Raw genomic sequence first — 20,734 nt, forward strand, 5'->3', positions numbered from 1 at the left:
CCGTGTCAATGCATGACGAAACGGCTGATGGCCACTCCCACCCAGACCGTTCCTGCGAAGATCAGCAGCAGCATCACGGCCGCGCTGCCCAGGTCCTTGGCCCGTCCCAAGAGGGGATGGCGTTCCACGGACAGCGCATCGGCCAGCGCTTCGATGGCGGAATTCAACAGCTCGGCCGCCAGCACCATGATGACGGTGCCGATCAGAAAAAAGACTTCTACTGTCGTGCGGCCCAGAAAAAATGCGGCCGGAATCATCAGTACGGCCAGCGCCAGTTCCTGACGGAAGGCGGCTTCGTACTTGATGGCCGCTTTCAGGCCCTGCAGGGAATAGCGCAGCGCATTCAGGATGCGGCGGGCGCCACCAGAGCTTTTAAAGGGCGAGTGATGCGGATCGTGGGTCATGGATGCAAAGAGAGCCGGGTGTGGCGGCTTTTTAACAGATAAGGGTTGCTCGTGTGATGCGGCGAGCGGCTATGGGCAAACCCCAATTGTGACCCGGCGAAGGCAGGCGCAGGATTCTGGTCAATTGGTAAGGCCACTTTACCCTTTTGCGCTCCCTGATCCCATGCCGATCCAGACTATTGAGCCGCGCCGTTTGTACCGTCAGATCGCCGACCAGCTGCGTTTGCTGATCGAGGCGGGCGAATTTCCAGTGGGGGCGCGTCTGCCTCCGGAACGTGACCTGGCGTTGAAGCTGGGCGTGTCGCGTCCGTCAGTGCGTGAAGCCCTGATCGCACTGGAAGTTGAAGGCTGGGTTGAAGTTCGCATGGGCTCGGGCGTTTATGTTCAGAGCCTGGCCGGTGCGCCACGCGCCAGCCTGACCGCGGAAAGCCCCCTGGAAACCATACTCGCCCGCCGCACCATCGAAGGTGAACTGGCTGCTCAGGCCGCGCGTAATTCCATACCTGCGCTGGTCGATGGCTTGTGGGAAGCCGTGGATGCCATGGAGCAAGAGGCCCGCGCCGGCAGCGTGCCTATCCGCGGCGACCGCTTGTTTCATTTGCGCGTGGCTGAAATGGCCAGCAATGCGGTGCTGGTGCGCGTTGTGGGTGAACTGTTCGATGAACGCCACAACCCCCTGTCTGTAAAGCTGGGCGACTACTTTGAAAACCCCGAAAGCTGGGTCGCCGCCATTACCGAGCACCGCCGCGTTATCGATGCCATTGCGGCCGGTGACGAGCCCGGCGCGCGCGCGGCCATGCATTTTCATCTTTCTTGCTCGCATGACCGCCTGACCGCCAGTTGGCCGGGCGCGGCGGATGCGTTGCGTACCGATAGCAAAGAGCCGGCGCCGTTCTGACGTTGCTGGTGAATCGTAGTCGAGTAGTCCGAAGGTGCAACCTGTATGTGACATCCCTATGTAAAACATGACGCGGGCGGCTCATAACAATATCCGCCGTACCCGTGACCTCAGAGAGAGGAGACAACATGAATCGAGGCAACGCTTTCAAGGTGCTGTTTGCCGCCGTCGCGCTGGCCGTCAGTGGCAGCGCGCTGGCGCAGACCAAACTGAAATGGGCGCATGTGTACGAGACTTCCGAACCCTTTCATACCTCGTCGGTATGGGCGGCGCAAGAAATCGAAAAGCGCACAAACGGCCGCTATCACATTGATGTCTATCCCGCCTCTCAGCTGGGTAAGGAAAACGATATCAACCAGGGGCTGACCCTGGGTACGGTGGACATGATCATTTCCGGTTCCAGCTTCGCCGCAAAGAGTTTTCCTCGCATCGGCGTCACGTACTACCCCTATATTTTCCGCAGTCCCGAGCACTTGATCGCCTACACCAAGAGCGATATCTATAAAGAGCTGACGCGCGGCTATGACGAAAAAAGCGGCAACCACATCGTTGCCACAACGTACTACGGCACGCGCCAGACCACGTCCAACCGCGCCTTTACCAAGTGCTCTGAAATGAAAGGCATGAAGATCCGCGTGCCGGACGTGGCCGCGTACCTGGCCATGCCGCGTGCCTGTGGCGCCAACACGGCTCCCATCGCGTTCGCGGAGGTCTATCTGGCCTTGCAGAATGGCACGGTGGAGGCGCAGGAAAATCCGCTGACGACAATCGAAGCCAAGAAGTTCTACGAGGTGCAAAAGAACATCATCCTGACCGGCCACATCGTTGACCATCTGAATACGGTGATCTCAGGCAAGTTGTGGAAGAGCCTGTCGGATGAAGACAAAAAGATCTTCGCCGAGGTCGCGCAGCAGGCTTCCGAGAAGGCGTCCAAGGAAGTCGCCGACAGCGAAAAGAAGATGGTCGAAGTGTTCAAGAAACGCGGACTGTCGGTGGCCGAGGTCAATGTGGACGACTTCCGCAATACCGTGTTGGAAAAAGTGCCGTTTGAACAGTATGGCTACCAGAAGTCGGATTGGGAAAAGATCCAGGCGGTGAAATAAGCCGCAGGCGGGCCGCCGCTTGCGGCCCGCCATGAGTCACGCGGTCTGTCACCCGATCCACGACGAGGGGAAATCCATGCATTCCAACGCGAAGGCCGGCCCGATAGCGGCGGCCAGTTCTGCGCCCAGCCAGCATCTGGCGCCGCCGGGTCCGCATCAGGCGGCCTCGGTCGAAGACATTGTTCATACCTTTGAAGAAGCCGATCAGCACGAAGTCAGTCTGGCGGGGTATCAGCCGGAGGATTGGGTTTGCCTGGCCATGTTCTGGACGATGGCGTTGCTGGTGTTTCTGCAATTCTTCTCCCGCTACGTGCTGAATGACTCCTATGCGTGGACCGAAGAGCTGGCGGTGTATTGCCTGATCGGCGTGGTGTTCCTGGGCGCTGCAATGTGCGTGCGCGCCTGTCGCCATATTCAGGTGGACTTTCTGTACCGTTACTTGCCCAAACGCGTGGGCCGAGTGCTGTCCACGGTGATCGACATCTTGCGCACGGCCTTCTTCGGCTATGCGGTGTGGCTGACCTATCGGTACATCGTGCTGGTGGGTGACGAACCGATGACCACGTTGTTCTGGAATAAGTCCTATGTTTACTGGGTGGCGCTAGCGGGCTTCTTTATGATGTTCGCGCGGTCAGTGCAAGTGTCAGTGCAGAACTGGCGGCAGGGCTATTCGATCCTGGAAAATCCGGCGGCCTACGACGCGCTGGATTAGACCGGCCGGCGTCGCGGTCAAGATCCGCAGACCCGAACACCATGAATCCGCAGTGCCTTTCCAGGAGCAAGACATGGGCACACTGATTGGTACCTTTTTGCTGTTGATGATTCTGGGCTTGCCCGTGGCAGTATCGATGGCAGGCGCGTCGCTGCTGTTCATCCTGATTTCCGGCAGCGTGCCAGACGTCGTGATCGCGCAGCGGATGATCGCGGGCGTCGAGTCGTTTCCCTTGCTGGCAGTGCCGTTTTTTATTCTGGCCGGCAACCTCATGAATATCGCCGGCATCACGGGCCGCATCTACAATTTTGCCGTGGCGCTGGTGGGGTGGATGCGGGGCGGGCTGGGGCAAGTCAATATCATCGGATCGGTGGTGTTTGCCGGTATGTCAGGCACCGCAATCGCGGACGCGGCGGGCCTGGGCACCATCGAGATCAAAGCCATGAAGGACCACGGCTACGAGACCGAGTTCGCCGTGGGCGTCACGGCCGCGTCGGCCACCTTGGGCCCCATCATTCCGCCTTCCTTGCCCTTTGTCATCTACGGCATGATGGCCAACGTTTCGATCGGATCGTTGTTCCTGGCGGGACTGGTGCCGGGCGCGGTGCTGACCATTCTGATGATGTTGACCGTGGCCTACTACGCACGCCGCAACAACTGGGGCGGCGATGTGGCTTTCAACTGGAAGCTGCTGGGCGGCGCGGCGCTGGAAGTGCTGATCGTTCTGTCGTTTCCCATGTCCATCTGGCTGATGACGCTGGGCGGTGTGTCGCCCAATTGGGCCACCGGCATTGCGTTCGCGGCTCTGCTGGCATTGGACTGGCGATTCAACTTCTCTGCCGTCATGGCGCTGATGGCGCCCGTGATTCTGATTGGCGGCATGACGCTGGGATGGTTCACGCCCACCGAAGCCGCCGTGGCGGCGGTGATCTGGGCGCTGTTCCTGGGCCTGGTGCGCTATCGCTCGATGACATTCAAGACCTTGGCCAAAGCCACCTTCGACACCATCGAAACCACCGCGTCGGTGTTGTTCATTGTGACGGCCGCATCGGTCTTTGCGTGGTTGCTGACCACGACGCAGGCCGCACAGACGCTGACCGACGCCATCTTGAGCGTGACGCAGAACAAGTGGGTGTTTCTGCTGATGGCCAATGTGCTGATCCTGATCGTGGGCTGCTTCATCGACACCATCGCCGCCATCACGATCCTGGTGCCCATCCTGCTGCCCATTGTGTTGAAGCTGGGCATCGACCCGATCCACTTCGGTCTGATCATGACGTTGAACCTGATGATCGGTCTGCTGCATCCACCAATGGGCATGGTGTTGTTTGTACTCGCGCGGGTTGCGCGGCTGTCGGTCGAACGCACCACCATGGCCATCCTGCCCTGGCTGGTGCCGTTGTTCGTGGCGCTGATCGCCATTACCTACATTCCCCAGATCACGTTGTGGCTGCCCACTGCAATGGGCATGGCTGGTAAATAACAGGAGGTTATTCATGTCGGCAAGACTGAAAGGCAAGACCGCTATCGTCACCGCTGCGGGGCAGGGTATAGGCCGCGCCGTGGCGGAGCGTTTTGTGCGGGAAGGGGCTGACGTGTTGGCTGTGGATATCAACGAGGCCGCATTGAAGACGTTGTCTGGCTGCCGCACCCAGGTGCTGGATGTGACCGATGGGCGCGCCATTGCGGCGCTGGTCCAGGCCGCGGGTTCGGTGGACGTGCTGTTCAACGGCGCGGGTTTCGTGCATGCGGGAACGATCCTGGACTGCGATGAAGATGCGTGGGACTTTTCGTTCAATCTGAACGTGCGGTCCATGTATCTGTTGATCCGCGCTTGCCTGCCGGGCATGCTTGCGCGCGGCTCCGGGTCCATCGTCAACATGGCGTCTGTGGCGGGCAGCATCAAGGGCGCGCCAAACCGTTGCGCGTACGGCGCCACCAAGGCTGCCGTCATCGGCCTGACCAAAGCAGTGGCCGCTGATTTTGTGGCTCAGGGCATTCGCTGCAACGCCATCTGCCCCGGCACGGTGGAGTCGCCGTCGTTGCGTCAGCGTATCGAGGCGCAGGCGCTGGCCAGCGGCCAATCCATCGCTGCGGTTGAAGCCGCCTTCACGGCGCGCCAGCCCATGGGACGCATCGGCCGCACGGAAGAAATCGCGGCGCTGTCGGTGTATCTTGCCAGTGACGAATCTGCCTTCACTACCGGCACCGCTCAAGTGATTGACGGCGGCTGGTCCAATTGATTTCCCCTTATTTCAAGCAAGGAAGCTGATATGAAACTGATGCGCTATGGCGCCCGAGGCGCTGAAAAACCTGGCCTGATCGACACCCAGGGCAATGTGCGCGACCTGTCTTCGGTGCTGCCCGACATCACTGCCCAAACGCTGGATTCGGCGGCGCTGGCGAAGCTGCGCGCAGTGGACCCGGCCAGCCTGCCTTTGGTGCAGAATCCTGGCCGCGTGGCGCCGCCATGGAGCGGCATGGGCAAGTTCGTCTGCATCGGTTTGAACTATGCGGACCACGCTGCGGAATCGGGATTGCCGGTGCCTGCGGAACCCGTCATTTTCATGAAACCCACGTCTGCCGTGGTGGGCGCCAATGATCCTGTTGTGCTGCCGCAGGATTCGGTCAAGACCGATTGGGAAGTGGAGTTGGGCGTGGTGATTGGCGAAAAGGCGCGCTATGTCAGCGAGGCCGACGCCATGAAACACGTGGCGGGATATTGCGTGGTCAATGACGTATCCGAACGTGAATATCAGATTGAACGCGGCGGCACCTGGGACAAGGGCAAGGGCTGCGACACCTTCGGACCGGTCGGCCCGTGGCTGGCGACGGCGGACGAAATCCCCAATCCCCAGGCGTTGGAGATGTGGCTGGAAGTGAACGGCAAGCGCTATCAGAACGGCAGCACCCGCACGATGGTGTTCGGCGTGGCGCAACTGGTAGCGTACGTCAGCCGTTTCATGACGCTGTATCCGGGCGACCTGATCAGCACCGGTACGCCGCCGGGCGTGGGCATGGGGCAAAAGCCCGCGCCCGTATACCTGAAGGCCGGAGACGACATCAAGCTGGGCATCGCCGGCCTGGGTGAACAGCGCCAGCGCGTCCATGCCTGGAACCCGGCGTTGATCGACGGCTAGGTTTCGCGCCCCTTCCTTTCCGGAGCCAACATGTCCCAAACCGATACGGCAGTGATACGCATCCATCCGGCAGACAACGTCGTGATTGCCCGGCGGCAGCTGGTCAGCGGGACGCGGCTGGACGGTGAAGGGGTGACCATAACGGGCCTGGTGCCGCCCGGCCACAAGGTGGCCGTGCGCGCCATTGCGGCCGGGCAGCCTGTGCGCCGTTATAACCAGATCATCGGCGTGGCGCGCCAGGATATAGCGCCAGGTCAGCATGTTCATACGCAGAATCTGGAGTTCTCGGACTTCGAGCGCGATTACGCGGTGGGACAAGGCGCGCACGCCACGGAGTATGTGGAGCATCCCGCCACCTTCGATGGCATTGTGCGCGCCGACGGCCGGGTAGCCACGCGCAATTACATTGGCATCCTGACCAGCGTGAACTGCTCCGCCACCGTGGCGCGCGCCATAGCCGATCACTTCCGGCGCGATATACACCCCGATGCCCTGGCGTCCTGTCCGAACGTGGACGGCGTGGTGGCGCTTACCCACGGCGCAGGCTGTGCCACGGGCAGCGAAGGCGAGCCGCTGCGGGTGCTGCGGCGCACCTTGGGCGGCTACGCCAGGCACGCCAATTTTGGCGGTCTGATGGTGGTCGGGCTGGGGTGCGAGACCAACCAGATCGGCGGGTTGATGGAGCAAGAGGGCTTACGCGAAAGCGGTCTGTTGCACACCTTCAATATTCAGGACACCGGCGGTACCCGCAAGACCGTGGCGCGGGGCATCGAATTGGTGGAGCGGATGCTGGACCAGGCCAATCAGGTGCGGCGCGAACCGGTATCCGCCAGCCATTTGATGGTGGGCTTGCAGTGCGGCGGGTCCGACGGCTATTCGGGCATCAGCGCCAACCCCGCGCTGGGCGCGGCGGTAGACCTGCTGGTGCGCAACGGGGGCACCGCCATTCTTTCCGAAACACCCGAAATCTATGGCGGCGAGCATCTGCTGACGCGTCGTGCCGAAACCCCGGCCGTGGCCGCCAAGCTGCTGGCGCGGGTGCGCTGGTGGGAAGACTATTGCGCCCGCAACGATGCCGAAATGGACAACAACCCGTCGGCCGGCAACAAGGCGGGCGGGTTGACGACCATTCTGGAAAAGTCGCTAGGCGCGATCGCCAAGAGCGGCACCACCAATCTGACCGATGTGTTTGAGTATGCCGAGCCGGTGGCCGCGCGCGGGCTGGTGTTCATGGATACCCCGGGCTACGACCCAGTCTCCGCTACCGGGCAAGTCGCAGGCGGCGCCAACCTGATTTGCTTTACAACGGGGCGCGGGTCGGCCTACGGCTGTGCACCCGCGCCGTCGTTGAAACTGTCGACGAACACGGCGCTGTGGCAGCGCCAATCGGACGATATCGACATCAATTGCGGGGAAGTGGTTGATGGCGAACAAAGCGTCGCGCAGATGGGCGAGCGCATCTTTCAGTTGATGCTGCAAACCGCTTCGGGCCGGCGCACGCGCAGCGAAGAGCATGGTTACGGACAAAACGAATTCGTGCCTTGGCAGTTGGGCGCCGTGATGTAGCGCATGATTTCCTGTTTTGCGGGCACCGGCGTTGCAACAGGTCACGGCTTGGATATCGACGAAATCTCCATCACCGGATATCCTCACGCACGCGCCGACTGGCCGGTCATCCGACAGGTGCATGGCGCCTTAAGCCATTGGTCAACCATGCTTGAACGTTTGAATACGGAGTCGTTGCCGCGTCTACCCGCAGACGTGGAAAAACCTGTCTATGACCGGAGCCGGCTGACACCCGGCATCGTCCATTTGGGGCTGGGCGCATTTCACCGGGCGCATCAAGCGGTAATGACGGATCTGGCCATGCAGGCCAGCGGTGATCTCAGTTGGGGCATCCTGGGCGTGTCACTGCGCAGCCCCGCCACCCGAGACGCATTGACCCCGCAAGATGGTCTGTACACGCTGGCCTTGCGCGACCGGGGACCCGATGGCCAGGCCCGTGAGCAATTGCGTGTGGTGGGTTCGGTGTTGCGGGTGATGGTCGCCGAAGAAGACCCCAACGCTGTTTTAGAGCGCATCGCCTATCCCCAGACCCGCATTGTCAGTCTGACAGTGACGGAAAAGGGCTACAGCCACGAGCCAGCCACCGGTTATTTGCGTTGGGACGACCCAGACATCCTGCATGACCTGGAAAACCCGCATCGGCCGCGCAGCACCATCGGAATTCTGGTTTACGGATTGGCATTGCGCCGTGAGCGCGGTCTGCCGCCCGTTACGCTGCTGTCCTGCGATAACGTGCGGGGCAACGGCGATTTGCTGCGTAGTCTGGTGCTGGCTTTTGCGTTGCGCGTCGATGTGTCGCTGGCCAGTTGGATCGACACGCATTGCACGTTTCCGAACTCGATGGTGGACCGCATCGTGCCCGGCACCGACGACCAGGACCGCCAGCGGATCACGCAGCGTTTGGGGGTTGAGGACGCCTGGCCCGTCGTTGGCGAACCCTATATGAATTGGGTGATCGAAGACAAGTTCGCCGCAGGCCGTCCCGCTTGGGAAACGCATGGCGGCGCGACCTTTGTCCGCAACGCCGCGCCCTATGAACGGCTGAAGCTGCGCATGGTGAACGGGCCGCACTCAACCTTGGCGTATCTGGGCGCGTTATTGGGTCTTCCGACCATCAGCGATGCGGTGCAAACCCCAGTGCTGCGTGACTTTGTTGACGCCATGATGCGGCTGGAGATCGCGCCCACCTTGAAAGGCATTCCAGATAGCGGGTTGGAGGAATACCGGCAGCGCTTCTTGGCCCGCGTCGCCAACCCTGCGCTGCCCCACCCGGTGGCGCAAGTTGCCATGGACGGTTCGCAAAAGGTTCCGCAACGCTTGTTGGACACGATACGCGACCGGCTGCGCACGGGAGACGACATCAACCGGCTATCGCTGGCGGTTGCGGCCTGGCTGCATTATTTGCGCGGCCAGGACGAGCAGGGCGGACGCTACACGATTCAGGACCCCCTGTCGGCGCGTCTGGCGAAACTGTTGTCGCGTGCCGACGTGGCGGTGCGTTCGTCCGCACCGTCGCAAGCTGCGCATCGGCGGGCCATGGTGCTGTCAGGATTCAAGCCGGTGTTTGGCGACTTGGGCAAGGCGCCCGAGTTTGTCGCGGCGCTGGCCCAGCATCTGGAAGCCTTTCGTGAGCATGGTGTGATGCACGCCGTGGAGGCTGCTACCTGAGGAGTGCCGCATGACGCTTGACCACCGAGTGGACGCCGTTGAATGGGAGCGCTGGGGCACGGACTGCCTGGGTGCTCAGAACTTCGATCCGGAGGATGCGCGCTGCCTGGCGTCCAGCCTGGCCCAGACCAGTCTGTGGGGCATAGACTCCCATGGCATCGCGCGTTTGCCGCACTACTTGAACCGCGTCGCGCACGGGTCCATTCTGGCCAGGCCCGTGATCGAGATTCAACGCACGGGGCCGGGTACAGCACAACTGCATGGCGGGCGGGGGCAGGGCATTGTGGTGGCGCATCGGGCCAATGCACTGGCCATCGATCTGGCCCGCGAGGCGGGCGTGGCGGCCGTGGGCGTCAGTAACTCTTCGCACTGTGGCGCGATAGGTCTGTACAGCCGGGCAGCGGCCAAGCGTGGCTTGATCGGCATTGCGTTTACGCATTCTGATTCGATCGCCGCGCCCCATGGCGGCTATCAGCCGTTCTTTGGCACGAATCCGATTTCATTGGCGTTCCCGCGCGCGGGAGCAGAACCGCTCTGTCTGGACATGGCCACCACGGCTATCCCGTGGAATCGCGTCATGAACGCCCGGCGTGATGGCGTGGCGCTGCCTGACGGTGTTGCGCTGGATGCCGAAGGGCAGAACAGCACCGATGCGTATCAGGTACGGGCGTTGCGTCCTTTGGGTGGCGAAGACTATGGCTACAAAGGTTATGGCCTGGCGACGATGATTGAACTGCTGTGCGGGCCGCTCAACGGCAATCCGTTCGGGCCGCATATTTCCCCGATGTATGAAGCGCTGGAACGCCCGCGCGAACTTGGGGCATTTTTCATCGTCATTGATCCGGCGAGGTTCGCAGGTGGCGCGGCGCTGGCCGGGGTGGTTGCAGGCATGGCGATGGAATTGTCGCAAGCGCCCGGAGCGCCGCGTATGCCTGGTGACCCCGAGGCGGCGGCACTGGCCGAACGCCAGCGTGACGGCATTCCCGTACCTGCGGCCTTATGGGACGAGATCATCGCGTGGAGCACGCGTCTGGGCGTGGCGCCACCGGTGTGTCGGCCTTAGACCCCCAGATACTGCAACAAGCGAGGTTCGTCATCCAGGAATGCCTGCGACGAACCCGTCCACGCCACCCGTCCTTTTTCCACGATGGCGTGGTGATCCGCCGTGGCCAGCAGCGGCTCCAGATTCTTGTCTATACACAGCACAGCCAGTCCGGTTTGCTTTAGCGTTTCAAGCGCGGACCAGATTTCTTCCCGCACGACAGGCGCCAGCCCTTCAGTGGCCTCATCCAGAATCAGCAGTCGGGGATTGGTCAGCAGGGCTCGCCCAATCGCCAGCATTTGTTGCTCGCCGCCCGACAGATGGCTGCCCAGATGCCGCGCGCGTTCAGACAAGCGCGGGAACAAGGCGTACACGCGTTCCAGTGTCCAGGGTTGAGATGCGCCTTGGCGGTTGTGCGCGGTGGCAACCAGGTTTTCACGCACGGACAGGTTCGGAAAAATGTGCCGGCCTTCAGGCACAAGTCCGATGCCGCATTGCGCCACTTTATAGGCGGGCAGCCGGCTGATGTCGCGTCCGTCGAACGTGATGCTGCCCTGTGTGGCACGGTTCAATCCCATCACCGCTTTCACGGTGGTGGATTTGCCCATGCCGTTGCGGCCCAGCAGGGTCACGAATTCGCCTGGGCCTATATCCAGGTCTATGCCGAACAGCGCCTGACTGGCGCCGTAGTGCGCCGTTACGCCGCGCAAAGACAATAGCGCGCTCATGCCTGTACCTCGGAATGGCCAGCCATTTTGCGGCGGGCGCTTGCGCGTTCGCTGCCCAGGTAGCATTCGCGCACCTGCGGATTGTTGCGGATGTCGTCTGCCGTGCCGCAAGCAAGCGCGCTGCCGTACACCAGCACCGTGATGCGGTCGGACAGAGCGAAGACGGCTTGCATATCGTGTTCGACCAGCAAGATGGTGTATTGCCCGCGCAATTTCAGAAGCAGGCGTGTCATGGCTTCGGACTCGTGCTGGCTCATGCCAGCCATGGGTTCGTCCAGCAACAACAGCTTGGGCTGGCAGGCCAATACCATTGCCAGTTCCAGTTGCCGTAGTTCGCCATGCGCGAGATCGCTGGCAGGCGTATCAGCGCGGGCCGACAGGCCGGTCAATTCCAGGGCGTCTTGCGCGGGAGCCGTCAGCGCCGCGTTGGACAGAACGGGTTGCCAGAACCGGAAGCTATGGCCGCGGCGCGCCTGCACCGCCATCATCACGTTCTCAAGCGCTGTGAACGGCTTGAAGACGGAAGTGATCTGATAGGAGCGCGCTAGTCCGTGGCGCACGCGCTTTTCCACGGGCATCCGTGTGATATCCCGCTCGTCCAGCAACACGCGTCCGCCATCGGGGCGAAGTTCACCGCTGAGTTGTCCAATCAGCGTGGTTTTGCCCGCGCCGTTGGGTCCGATTACCGCATGCAGTTCGCCCGATTGAATTTCGAGCGACAGGTTGTCGGTGACTGTCAGTCCGCCATACCGCTTTTGCAGGTTTTCGATACGCAGCGCGCTCATAGCGGCTCTCCGGATGCGCGAGCGGCAGGCGGCGGACTGGTCTGCCGCGCCTTTCTGCGCCAAGGGGTATCGGGCAGGTTGCCGTACACGCCGCGCCGCGACACCAGCACCACGCCCACAATCAACAGACCCATGATCAGCATCCAGTGGTCCGTCAGCAGCTTCAACCCTTCTTCCAGCAGCAGAAATGCCAGGGCACCCACCACGGGGCCAAACAATGTGCCGATACCGCCCAACACCACCATCACGATCAATTCGCCGGATGTCGTCCACGCCAGGTAGGACGGCGATACATACATGGTGAGGTTGGCCAACAGCACGCCCGCCACGCCGCAGATCATTGCCGAGATCACGTAAGCGGCCAGGCGATAGCGCAAGGTTGGAAAGCCCAGCGCGCGCATGCGGCGTTCGTTGGCCTGGCAGCCCCGAAGTGCCATGCCGAAAGGCGCGTGGATCAGGCGGTGCATCAACCACAGTACAAGCAGCAATACGCCAAACGCTGCGTAATACAACGCCAGTGGCGTATCCAGCCGGAATGCGCCAAAATCGCTGCCGGCAAACAAGGACATGCCGTCGTCGCCGCCAAATCCATCCAGACCTGTCGCCAAGAAATAGAACATCTGCGCGAAGGCCAGCGTAATCATGATGAACGCGATGCCAGAGGTTCTCATCACGACATAGCCGCTGATCAGCCCGACCACAGCACACGCGCCAAGCGCGCCAGCCAGATGCAGCCAGCCGTTCTCGATGCCGTAGTGCGACATCACGCCAACTGCATAGGCGCCCAGCCCGAGATAGAGCGCATGGCCAAAGCTGACCATGCCGCCGAAACCCAGCAGCAGATTCAGCGCCAGCGCAGCAACGCCGTAGACCAGCACTCGGCCGAACAAGGCCAGCAAAAAGGGTTCACCCTGCCAGTGCGCGTAGGCAGGCAGCAGGGCCAACAGCGCGAGCAGCAGGGCGGCAACCAGAAAGCGCGGAGAAAGTCTGACCATATTGCGCCTCTTATCCGTGCTTGACGGGAAACAGGCCCTGGGGCCGCAAAGCCAGTACCAGCGCCATCACGACATAAATCAGCATTGACGCGATGGCAGGGCCTGCCGCGTTGGCGGCGGCGGGCGGCAACGCCGCGCGCAGCAGCGTCGGCAACAACGCGCGGCCTAACGTATCGATCAAACCCACCATCAAGGCGGCCAGGAATGCGCCGCGCACCGAGCCGATGCCGCCGATCACGATCACCACCAAGGTCAGGATCAGAATGGGTTCGCCCATGCCGGTTTGGGCGGACAAGATAGGCCCCGCCATCAGCCCCGCCAATCCGGCCAGCACTGACCCCAACACAAACAGCAAGGTATTCAGACGCGCAATATTCACCCCCAACGCGCCGACCATCATGCGGTCGGTGGAACCCGCGCGGATCAGCATGCCCAAGCGCGTGCGGTGAATCAGCACATAACAGCCCGCCGCCACCAGCAAGCCCACCACAATAATCAGGAAGCGGTAGAGCGGGTAGGTAACGCCCAGTATGTCGATCGTGCCCGACAGCCATGATGGCAGCCCCATGCTGATAGGCGCGGGCCCCCAGATGATGCGCGTGAGTTCATTGAAGAACAGGATGAAGCCGAACGTCGCCAGCACCTGGTCCAGGTGTTCGCGCGGGTACAGCCTGGCCAGCGCAATACGGTCCAGCAGCAGCCCCAAGGCGGCCATGCCGGCGATCACCGCAGCGCCAGCCAGCAGGAACGAGCCGGTGTGGCGGAACACGGTGGCCGCGATGAAGGCGCCCATCATGTAGAGCGATCCGTGCGCCAGGTTGATGAAGTTCATGATGCCGAACACCAGCGTCAGCCCGGCGGCCAACAGGAACAGCAGGATTCCAAGTTGCAGGCCGTTCAAGGCCTGCACCAGCAGCAACGTCGTGGACATCAGGTTCACCTCTTGCCTGCGGCCGCGTCGGCCGCAAGCGTTACTTCATGACGCACTGGGCGGCGTACTGGTCCGATACCTTGGACAGGTCGGGGAAGATCGGGCCCTTGTTCACAAAGCCCACCTTGCCGTCTGCCCCGGCCTCGACGTCGGCGCGGAAAAAACCGGCCACGGGAAAGTGATTCGGCTGATAGCGGAATTCGCCACGCACGGACGGGAAGTCCGCGGCTTCCAGCGCTTTGCGCAATGCGTCTTTGTCGTCCACATTTCCGCCCGTTTTCTTCAGGGCCGATGCGATCAGCTGCGCGGCATCAAATGATTGGGCGGCATAGCTGGACGGCTCACGCCCGTACTTCTGGCGGAAGGCCGCGGCAAATGCCTTGTTGGCAGCGTTGTCCAGATCGGGCGAATAGGGCACGTTGGTCACTGCGCCCAGCGCATCTTTTTGCAGCGCGGGCAGCGTAGCGCCGTCGATGGTGTCCACCGACAGCAGCGGTATTTTTCCGAACAAACCTGCCTGACGGTATTGCTTGATGAAGTTCACGCCCATGCCGCCAGGAAAGAACACGTAAGCGGCTTCGGGCTTGGCATCGGCCAGCGCCGCCAGTTCAACCGAGTAGTCGGGCTGGTTCACCTGGGTGAACACTTCGTTCATGACCTCGCCCTTGTAGAAGCGCTTGAAGCCGGCCATGGCGTCCTTGCCCGCCTGGTAATTGGGCGCCAGCAGATAGACCTTCTTCAAGCCCATCTGATTGGCCATTTCACCGCTGCCTTCATGGCGCTGCGTGTTGTTCCAGGACGTGGAGAAGAAATAAGGGGAACAGTCTTTGCCGGCCAGGTTCGTGGGGCCTGCGTTGGAGCCCACCAGGAACACGCCCGCGCTGGTGACGGGACGCACGACAGCCAGCATCACATTGGAATACACCACGCCAGTGATGATCGGCACTTTGTCGCTTTGCACCAGCTTGCGCGCCGCTTGCACGCCCACTTCCGGCTTGAACTGGTCATCTTCCTTGATGATCTGCACAGCAACACCGCCGAGTTTTCCGCCGCCCTGTTCCACGGCCAGCATGAAGCCGTCCAGTTGATCCTGGCCCAGCACGGAGCCCGGGCCGGTCAAGGTGGTAAGCAGGCCGATCTTCACATCGGCCAGCGCGGTGGCTGATAGCGCCAGGCCCATGACCGCAGCGGCGGTCAGCGTGATGGTGCGTTTCATGGTGTTTTCCCTTGAGTTGCCGTGTGTCACGGTCATGTATGGTGAAGCGCGGTGGGTGCTACGGGTTCAAGCCAAAGAACGTCATGGTGTTGCGAAACAGAATCTTGTGCTGCACTTCAGGCAGCAGATCGGCGTGCGTCACCAGCTTGCCCACTTCCTGTTCACCGAGCGGATAGGGGTAGTCCGAGCCGAGCAGCACGCGGTCTTCGCCCATCACATCGATCAGCAGGCGCAACGAACGCGGGTCGAATACCGCGCTGTCCGTGTAGAAGCGATCCGTGTAGGAAGAGGGCAGTTGCGGGCAGTCCTGGCGGATGATGTCGCGGTGGCGCCACGCATTATCCACGCGGCCCAACAAAAATGCGAAGCTGCCGCCGCCATGCGCAAAACACAGTTTCAGGCTGCGGGGAATGCGTTCAAAGGCGCCGGACAAGATCAGGGAAAGGATGCCCAGCTGCGTTTCAGCTGGCATCGCGACCAGCCAGGGCAGCATCCATTTTTTCATGCGGCCATCGGTCATCATGTCCCAAGGATGCACCAGCACCGGGATGTTGCTGTTGGCGCAATGAATCAGGAACTGCACGAGCGTTTCATCATCCAGGTCGCGCGGGCCGACGTGGTTGCCGATCTGAACGCCCAGGTGGCCCGCTGCGAATGCGCGCGTAGCTTCTTTACAGGCCAGGTCCAGATCTTGCAGAGGCACCTGCGCCAGCGCCTTCAGACGCGACGGCGCATGGGCGCAGTGTTCCAGCGCCAGATCATTCATGCGCGCCGCCCAATCAGCTGCTGTCTTGGCGGGATAGGTGTAGCCAAACATGATGGGGGTGGCGCACAGGATCTGTATATCGACACCGTGGCGGTCCATCTGCTGCACGCGCAGCGCGGGGTCCCACAACGTGGAGTCAACAGGCCGGAAGGGCTGGTCGCCCGCCATGATCTGGCCGGTTTTGCCGTTGGCATCCGGGCGCAGCCAGGGCGCGTTGACGGGGTCCAGCGCGGCCGCTTCCTGCCGCGTTATCGGCGGAAAGAAGTGGGCGTGCATATCAATTTTCTGAATCATGGCGGCTGGGGCTCGCAGGGTAATAGGCTAGCCGGGCGTGGCTTGCGTGTTCGGGGCGAGGCCTTTACCAGGATGCACCTGGCCGCAGCTTGGGCAGGTGCGCAGGCTGGTACTGGCGTAGAAGGCCTGGAACAAGGGGGGCAAGTCGGTCACGATGCTTTTCAGCTGCACTTCGACGCGATGCACCAGGTGGCTGCAATGAGGGCAATACCATTCGAATCCATCGAGCAGACCCAATGGGCGTTGACGCTCGATGACCAGACAGGCGCTGTCGGCTTCCGGACGTTGCGGAGAATGGCGAACATGCGGCGGCAACAAGAAGATGTCGCCCTCCTTCAGATCCACACGTTCGGCTTTGCCGTCCACCCACAATGAGAGCCAGGCATTGCCGCGCACTTGGTAGAAGAATTCTTCCAGCGGGTCATCGTGGTAGTCGGTGCGATGGTTGGGGCCGCCAACGACGGTGACAATGAAGTCGCTGTCCTGCCAGATCTGCTGGTTGCCAACGGGTGGTTTCAGCAGATGTGCGTGATCTTGAATCCAGCGCTGGAAATTCAATGGCGGGCCGTAGGCGGGCATTCGGGACTCCGGAGCGTGATGCTGGGCTGGGACTTCTCTGATGAAGGAAGTCTAGGGGCGTGACAGGGGATGTGCACAATAGAAATTGTGCGGGTGGGTATGCGGGTTATCTATCGCGGGATTTCCCGGATGGCAGTCCGCTGCGCCGTAATTTGCTTCAGATATTCCACCAGCCTCTGGCACGCCGGCGTCAGCGGCCGGTCAGCGCGGATGGAATATCCGACGTCGCCAAAATCGCCAAACACATTCGTCGGCAGACGGGCCAGTACCCCCATCGCCAGGAACTGCGCTGCCGCATCGTAGGGAATCAGCGCCAGCGCGTCGCTGTGCATCAGCACGCCGATATTGGTCAGCAGCGATAGCGATTCCACATGGCGGGCAGGCAGGCGCAGGCCGGCGTCGAAGAAGGTGCGTTCGACTGACGCGCGTAGCGGCGAGGTCGGCGCGGGCAGAATCCAGATGTGATCGATCAGATCCGCCAGATCAATAACTTTCGCATCGGCCATGGGATGCTGCTTGCCCACCACCAGGCATAGTTGCTCGCGGTATAGCTTGTGATGGTCTACGGCCACGCCAGAGATCGACGCCATGTCCGCGCCGGGCAGGCGGCCCACCACGATGTCCACGTCACCGGTGGCCAGGGCGGGCAGCAATTGGGCGGAGGGGCCTTCGCGCACTGTGACCTGGATGCCGGGGTGTTCGGTCATTAGGCGGGCGATGGCTTCGGGCAGTAGTTTGGCCGACGCCGCAATCAAGGTGCCCACCACGACATGCCCGCTGGCGCCGCCCAACACGGCATCAATGTCGTCAGCCATGTAGCGGACTTCGGCCATCATGGCGTGTACGCGGCGGCCCAGCACCATGGCCAGTTCGGTTGGGGTGACGCCGCGGTTGGAGCGCTCAAACAGCGTTGCGCCGAAGAAGGCTTCCAGATCGTGGATGGCCTTGGTGACGGTGGGTTGAGTCAGGTGCAGTTCGCTGGCCGCGCGGGACAATGATCGCCGCGCCAGCACGCGTTCGAAAATCTGCAATTGGTGCAGCTTCAGTTTGTGGCTGAGCGCGTTAGGCGTAATGCGGAAGTTCGACATGCGTGCGGCGCCCGCGGCACGGGGCTGCGGGCTATTGTCCTGTTCCCTGGGTGAACCTGAAATGCCGCCGCCTGTCATGCGTTTGCCGTGCCGTCAGCGTGCAAGCGGCTTGTAGGCGACCGCCTTGATCTCAATCAGCAATTGCGGGTGCGGCAACTGATGCACCGCGACGGTGGTGCGCGCCGGGCCATCGGTGTCGAAGAACTCGCCATAGACTTGATTGTATCCACCGAAATCGTTCATGTTGACCAGGAAAGTACTGATCTCCACGACATCCGCCAGCGTTGCGCCGGCCGTGGCCAGGATGTCGCTGATGTTCTCGATGACGGCGCGGGTTTGCACGCGAATATCCAGGGTGGTGGTGCCCATGGCGTCCACTTCCGCGCCGGCGATGCGGTTGTCGGGCAGACGCGAGCTGGTGCCGGAGACGAACAGGAAATCGCCTGCGCGCTTGATGTGCGGATACTTGCCGCGCGGCGTGGCTTTTCCGGCGACGACGGTGGCGCTGATATTGGGCTGGGTCATCGTGCGTTCCTTTAAGTTGGAAGGGTCAGAGCTTGATGCAAACGTTGGTGGGTTCGGTATAGAAATGCAGCGAATGGCGGCCGCCTTCACGGCCGATACCCGACAGGCCGCTGCCGCCGAACGGGGTGCGCAGGTCGCGCAGGAACCAGCAGTTCACCCAGGCCAGGCCAACCTTCATGGCTTGCGCCACGCGGTGCCCGCGGGTCAGGTTCTGCGTCCAGACGGCGGCGGCCAAGCCATAGCGCGTGTCGTTGGCCAACCGGATGGCTTCCTCTTCGGTGTCAAAGGGCGCGATGTGGCACACCGGGCCAAAGACTTCCTCCTTGATGCACCGCGCGTCTTCTTTCAACCCTGTCCAGATGGTGGGCTGCACATACGCGCCGGCGTCGCGGGCATCGCCAAATTCGGGAATGCCGCCGCCCGCCACGACGGTTGCGCCTTCTTCCCGGGCCAGCGCAAAGTAAGACAGCACCTTTTCGCGATGTTCCCGCGACACCAGCGGGCCCATCTCGGTGTCGGGGTCCATCGGCCAGCCGATGCGCATATCGCGCGCCCGCGCAGCCAGTGCGGCGACAAAGCGGTCGTAGATGGGGCGTTCCACGTAGACGCGCTCGGTGCACAGGCAGACCTGGCCGCAATTGGCAAAGACCGACCGCGTGACCCCGTCCACCGCTGCATCGAAGTCCGCATCGGCAAACACCAGTGCTGCGTTTTTGCCGCCCAATTCAAACGACACGGGTTTTACGCCAGGCGCCACGGCCCGCATGATGGCCGAACCCGTGGCGGACTCCCCGGTGAACGTGATGCCATCGATGTCCGGGTGGGTGGTCATGAATTCGCCTGCGGAATTCGGGCCAAAACCATGCGTCAGATTCAGCACGCCAGCCGGCAGCCCCGTTGCATCGGCCACCTCGGCAAGCAGCGTGGCTGTGCTGGGCGTGACTTCGGATGGCTTCATGATCACCGTGTTGCCAAACGCCAGCGCAGGCGCGACTTTCCAGGTCAGCAGCAATAGCGGCAGGTTCCACGGCGAGATCACCCCCACCACGCCTAACGGCTTGCGATAGGCGTAATTCAGCGCCTGCCGGCCGTCGGGCGTGTCCGTCATGTAGCTTTCCATATCCAGCGTGCGCGCCAGTTCCGCAAAGGCGCGGAAGTTGGCCGCGCCGCGCGGGATGTCGATCTTGCTGGCCCAACTGACCGGTTTGCCTGTGTCAGCGATCTCGGCTTGCAGAAAGTCATCGAAGCGGCGTGTGATGCCATCGGCAAGCGCCAGCAGATGGTCGGTGCGCGTGGCGACTGACAAGGCTGCCCAACCAGGCAGGGCCCGATGGGCGGCAGCAACGGCGCGGTTGACTTGATCGCGCCCGGCCTCATGCACCTGCGCAATCAACTGCCCGTCCACCGGGCTGAATTTGTCGAAGGTGGAGATGCCGTCTTCAAAGCGGCCATCGATGTAATTGCGCAGCTGGCGGATCGTCATGACGGGTCCTTTGATGGGTGCCAATAAATACGTATACGTACTATATTGGCGGATCATAGGCAGCGCCTGGTCTCAAGTCAATGCGCATTTTCGCGAACAGCACCGCCTACAATCGCCGGGCGTATTCCATGGATGCCCAATGACCGCCCCCGTCCGACCCGCCGCGGCTCTATCCCGCGACTTGCAAGCCTTCGACCTGACCCAAGTGGCCTCGCACTTGCTGCGCCGCGCTCACTTCCGGGCGGAAGCGCTGTTCTCGCAGGCGTTTCCAGACGAGGACCTGACGCCCCGGCAGAAGGCGTTGCTGATCACTGTCTACCAACATCCCGGTGCTACGCAAAATCGCATCGCCGACCTGATTGCGTTGGACCGGAACTCCTTTGCCGAGATGATGGCCCGCATGACCGCCAAGGGTTATGTGCGGCGCACGCGATCCGCCGAAGACGGGCGCGCTTATGCCCTGGAGATCACGGACGCCGGTGTTGCGTTGCTGGCGCGCATCTTGCCCCAAGATGCCCAGGTAGAGGCCCAGGTGCTGGCGCCGATACCGGCTGAGTTACAGCCGGTGTTTTTGAAGTGCCTGCGGTTGATGGCGGGGCTGACAGAGCAGGATTGATCCGCTCGCAGTGGCCCACTCTTAGGCCGCACCCCATGTAGTTCGACCGCGATACCGGTTAATTCATCCAAACAGAGTTGACACGGCAAACTCGTATCTGGAAACTACGGCTGTTACAAAATTCAACCGCCCGAATCCACCCGGAATGGTTGCGTCCTGCAACCTGCCAATCCACACGCTGTAGTACCGATACCT

The 20,734-nt window shown here is 61.9% G+C and carries 21 protein-coding genes and 1 pseudogene; 10 read left to right on the forward strand and 12 right to left on the reverse strand.

Going from position 1 to position 20,734, the window contains the following annotated elements; all coding sequences use genetic code 11:
- Window positions 1–5: 5 nt before the first annotated feature.
- Window positions 6–404: a diacylglycerol kinase gene (locus RAS12_RS26695; RefSeq protein ID WP_306943135.1), complete on the reverse strand. Its 399-nt coding sequence runs from the start codon at window positions 402–404 to the stop codon at window positions 6–8.
- Window positions 405–567: 163 nt separating this feature from the next.
- Here RAS12_RS26695 and RAS12_RS26700 point away from each other — a divergent pair, with 163 nt between their 5' ends.
- The 9 genes from RAS12_RS26700 to RAS12_RS26740 all read left to right on the forward strand — a co-directional run bounded on the left by RAS12_RS26700 (window position 568) and on the right by RAS12_RS26740 (window position 10,554).
- Window positions 568–1,302, forward strand: coding sequence for a FadR/GntR family transcriptional regulator (locus RAS12_RS26700; protein WP_306943137.1), 735 nt, complete (start codon window positions 568–570; stop codon window positions 1,300–1,302).
- Window positions 1,303–1,430: 128 nt separating this feature from the next.
- On the forward strand, window positions 1,431–2,405 hold the full coding sequence (locus RAS12_RS26705; protein WP_306943139.1) for a sialic acid TRAP transporter substrate-binding protein SiaP: 975 nt from the start codon (window positions 1,431–1,433) through the stop codon (window positions 2,403–2,405).
- A gap of 76 nt (window positions 2,406–2,481) precedes the next feature.
- Window positions 2,482–3,117, forward strand: coding sequence for a TRAP transporter small permease (locus RAS12_RS26710; RefSeq protein ID WP_306943140.1), 636 nt, complete (start codon window positions 2,482–2,484; stop codon window positions 3,115–3,117).
- A gap of 73 nt (window positions 3,118–3,190) precedes the next feature.
- Window positions 3,191–4,600 (forward strand): TRAP transporter large permease, encoded by a 1,410-nt coding sequence (locus RAS12_RS26715; protein ID WP_306943143.1) that lies wholly within the window; start codon window positions 3,191–3,193, stop codon window positions 4,598–4,600.
- A 13-nt stretch (window positions 4,601–4,613) separates the two neighbouring features.
- The gene (locus RAS12_RS26720) at window positions 4,614–5,360 is read left to right on the forward strand and encodes an SDR family oxidoreductase (RefSeq protein WP_306943144.1); all 747 of its coding nucleotides are present in this window, start codon (window positions 4,614–4,616) and stop codon (window positions 5,358–5,360) included.
- Window positions 5,361–5,390: 30 nt separating this feature from the next.
- Window positions 5,391–6,257, forward strand: coding sequence for a fumarylacetoacetate hydrolase family protein (locus RAS12_RS26725; protein WP_306943146.1), 867 nt, complete (start codon window positions 5,391–5,393; stop codon window positions 6,255–6,257).
- 30 nt (window positions 6,258–6,287) lie between these two features.
- Window positions 6,288–7,823 (forward strand): UxaA family hydrolase, encoded by a 1,536-nt coding sequence (locus RAS12_RS26730; protein ID WP_306943148.1) that lies wholly within the window; start codon window positions 6,288–6,290, stop codon window positions 7,821–7,823.
- 147 nt (window positions 7,824–7,970) lie between these two features.
- On the forward strand, window positions 7,971–9,491 hold the full coding sequence (locus RAS12_RS26735; RefSeq protein ID WP_306951633.1) for a mannitol dehydrogenase family protein: 1,521 nt from the start codon (window positions 7,971–7,973) through the stop codon (window positions 9,489–9,491).
- A 10-nt stretch (window positions 9,492–9,501) separates the two neighbouring features.
- On the forward strand, window positions 9,502–10,554 hold the full coding sequence (locus RAS12_RS26740; RefSeq protein WP_306943150.1) for an Ldh family oxidoreductase: 1,053 nt from the start codon (window positions 9,502–9,504) through the stop codon (window positions 10,552–10,554).
- Here the strand turns inward: RAS12_RS26740 and RAS12_RS26745 are convergent.
- From RAS12_RS26745 to RAS12_RS26790, 11 genes and pseudogenes are all read right to left on the reverse strand, one after another.
- Window positions 10,551–11,261, reverse strand: coding sequence for an ABC transporter ATP-binding protein (locus RAS12_RS26745; RefSeq protein ID WP_306943152.1), 711 nt, complete (start codon window positions 11,259–11,261; stop codon window positions 10,551–10,553). The genes RAS12_RS26740 and RAS12_RS26745 overlap by 4 nt on opposite strands.
- On the reverse strand, window positions 11,258–11,527 hold the full coding sequence (locus RAS12_RS31140) for an ABC transporter ATP-binding protein C-terminal domain-containing protein (RefSeq protein ID WP_442538744.1): 270 nt from the start codon (window positions 11,525–11,527) through the stop codon (window positions 11,258–11,260). The genes RAS12_RS26745 and RAS12_RS31140 overlap by 4 nt, the downstream gene beginning before the upstream one ends.
- A 6-nt stretch (window positions 11,528–11,533) precedes the next feature.
- Window positions 11,534–11,980 (reverse strand): annotated as a pseudogene (locus RAS12_RS31145) (ABC transporter ATP-binding protein); the annotation flags it as partial.
- 62 nt (window positions 11,981–12,042) lie between these two features.
- A complete protein-coding gene (locus RAS12_RS26755) occupies window positions 12,043–13,041 on the reverse strand; it encodes a branched-chain amino acid ABC transporter permease (protein ID WP_306943156.1) in 999 nt (332 codons plus the stop codon).
- A gap of 10 nt (window positions 13,042–13,051) precedes the next feature.
- Window positions 13,052–13,972 carry a branched-chain amino acid ABC transporter permease gene (locus RAS12_RS26760; protein WP_306943157.1) on the reverse strand — a complete coding sequence of 307 codons (921 nt, stop codon included), beginning with the start codon at window positions 13,970–13,972 and terminating at the stop codon, window positions 13,052–13,054.
- A gap of 40 nt (window positions 13,973–14,012) precedes the next feature.
- Window positions 14,013–15,188 carry an ABC transporter substrate-binding protein gene (locus RAS12_RS26765; protein WP_306943159.1) on the reverse strand — a complete coding sequence of 392 codons (1,176 nt, stop codon included), beginning with the start codon at window positions 15,186–15,188 and terminating at the stop codon, window positions 14,013–14,015.
- A gap of 58 nt (window positions 15,189–15,246) precedes the next feature.
- Entirely contained in the window at window positions 15,247–16,248 is a 1,002-nt protein-coding gene (locus RAS12_RS26770; protein WP_306943160.1) for an amidohydrolase family protein, read from the reverse strand.
- Between the two features lie 27 nt (window positions 16,249–16,275).
- On the reverse strand, window positions 16,276–16,827 hold the full coding sequence (locus RAS12_RS26775; RefSeq protein WP_306943161.1) for a 3-hydroxyanthranilate 3,4-dioxygenase: 552 nt from the start codon (window positions 16,825–16,827) through the stop codon (window positions 16,276–16,278).
- 110 nt (window positions 16,828–16,937) lie between these two features.
- Window positions 16,938–17,915: a LysR substrate-binding domain-containing protein gene (locus tag RAS12_RS26780; RefSeq protein WP_306943162.1), complete on the reverse strand. Its 978-nt coding sequence runs from the start codon at window positions 17,913–17,915 to the stop codon at window positions 16,938–16,940.
- A gap of 93 nt (window positions 17,916–18,008) precedes the next feature.
- Complete coding sequence (locus tag RAS12_RS26785; protein ID WP_306943164.1) at window positions 18,009–18,440, reverse strand: RidA family protein; 432 nt, start codon at window positions 18,438–18,440, stop codon at window positions 18,009–18,011.
- Between the two features lie 25 nt (window positions 18,441–18,465).
- Entirely contained in the window at window positions 18,466–19,923 is a 1,458-nt protein-coding gene (locus RAS12_RS26790) for a 2-hydroxymuconic semialdehyde dehydrogenase (RefSeq protein WP_306943165.1), read from the reverse strand.
- Window positions 19,924–20,062: 139 nt separating this feature from the next.
- Between RAS12_RS26790 and RAS12_RS26795 the strand changes: the two genes are divergently transcribed.
- On the forward strand, window positions 20,063–20,539 hold the full coding sequence (locus RAS12_RS26795; RefSeq protein WP_306943167.1) for a MarR family winged helix-turn-helix transcriptional regulator: 477 nt from the start codon (window positions 20,063–20,065) through the stop codon (window positions 20,537–20,539).
- The last annotated feature ends 195 nt before the right edge of the window (window positions 20,540–20,734 follow it).

This window comes from Achromobacter seleniivolatilans (assembly GCF_030864005.1).
GTDB lineage: Bacteria > Pseudomonadota > Gammaproteobacteria > Burkholderiales > Burkholderiaceae_B > Achromobacter > Achromobacter seleniivolatilans.